Here is a 1,553-nt window from a genome sequence, read left to right as displayed (position 1 = left end):
CTAGCAGCTTGTCGGACTTGACGTCTGAAGCCCCGCCAAGCTTCACGATACGGAATGAAAGTGCTGGATTGGGTTGGTTTTCAGTCCTATCGCAAGGTTTTTCTGCCGTTTTTCCCTACTGTGGGCGCAACTTGGCCATACGCTTCAAGTTCCACGCCAAGCAAACCAGCGTCCACTCTCCGGTGACCTTTTTCAAGCCCCGCAGCGAGAACCGGCGAAAACCCATGACCGATTTGATGATGCCGAAGACCGGCTCGACGGTTTGCTTGCGCAAGGCATAGAGGGCGCGCCCCGCTTGGGTCTTCAAGCGATGCGACAGGGCTTGTACGGGGGTCGCGTTCTCCGGCAGCGCTGCCGGTTCGCTGTGTCGCTCCCGCCAGTCCGGGTGGTGCTCGTCGCGAGCCGGCGCGATCACCGGATCAATGCCGGCCGCCGCGCACGCGTTGACGTTCTTCTCGCTGCAGAAGCCGCTGTCGGCGATCAGCGTTTCGACAGTCCCCAGAACCTCGGCTTGTGCCTTGAGCGTCGCCAGCATCGGCTCGACCTGCTCCTTGTCATTGGGGGCTTGCGTTACGCCGACCGCCACGACCAGCATCGTCGCTGCATCAACCCCAGCCTGCGCGTTGTACGCCTGTTCGAAGCCGCCACCGGCCACCGGCATGATCCGCGATTCTTCGTCGGTCAGGTTGATCTGGTCGCTGTCCCGCGCTCCCGGCTTGGGCGCCTTCGGCGGCCTGCCGCCGGTTTTCTTGCCCGTGACTTCTTCCTTGGCCTTACGCCGGGCCATCTTCTCGTCGTACTCGGCTTTCTCTCGCTGATAGCGCTCCTCGGCCCGAGCAGCAATCTTCCCCTTGGCCGCCGCCATCGCCGCTAGCCGGTCTTCGCGACGCTTGATTTCTTCGGGGAGGCTCACCCCGTCCGGAACGTCCGCCTGGTCGGCCTGCTCCGCCAGGGCGAAGAGCTCCTGTACCTCGGCCTTGAGCTGCGCTTCCAGCTTTTCGAGGTGTCCATGCGAGAGCGCGCTGTGCCTCGAAGCGTTCGCTTCGATCTTCGTCCCATCAAGACAAACGGTCCCCAGCTTCAGCAGCTTCATTTCCTTGGCCATCTCCAGGACCTGTACAAACAGGTCGCTCAGTTCGTCAAGAAAACGCCTCCGGAACGTCGCCAAGCTGTCGTGATCCGGATGGCTGCCCGCCGCAATGTAGCGAAACGCCACCGAGTCGTAGGTCGCCCGCTCCAGCTTGCGGCTCGAGAAGATTCCCGTGCTGTAGCCATAGACCATAATCGACAGCAGGGTCGCCGGATGGTACGCCTTCGATCCGCGCCCAGCGTACTGCCGGGTCAGGTTCGACAGGTCGAGTTGGTCCACCACCTCCACGATGAACCGGGCCAAGTGATCTTGGCTCAGCCAATCGTCAACTGACGGGGGCAGCAGGTAGTCTGTCTTGCGGTCGGTGACAATGAATTGGGACATGCCGAACCCCGGTTGCGCTAATCCATATCATTTTAGCATATTTGGCGGCGAGCGGGCCCAAAGGCCGACAGGCTGCTAG

The 1,553-nt window shown here is 61.8% G+C and carries 1 protein-coding gene; it reads right to left on the bottom strand.

Annotation, left to right across the window (positions count from 1 at the left end; translation table 11 throughout):
- Positions 1-115 precede the first annotated feature (115 nt).
- Positions 116-1,474 (bottom strand): IS1182 family transposase, encoded by a 1,359-nt coding sequence (locus AW06_RS16920; RefSeq protein ID WP_034952523.1) that lies wholly within the window; start codon positions 1,472-1,474, stop codon positions 116-118.
- Between the last annotated feature and the right edge of the window lie 79 nt (positions 1,475-1,553).

This window comes from Candidatus Accumulibacter cognatus (assembly GCF_000584975.1).
Classification (GTDB): domain Bacteria; phylum Pseudomonadota; class Gammaproteobacteria; order Burkholderiales; family Rhodocyclaceae; genus Accumulibacter; species Accumulibacter cognatus.
The sequence above is the reverse complement of the archived record's forward strand: the minus strand, read 5'-3'. Positions and strand labels throughout refer to the sequence as shown.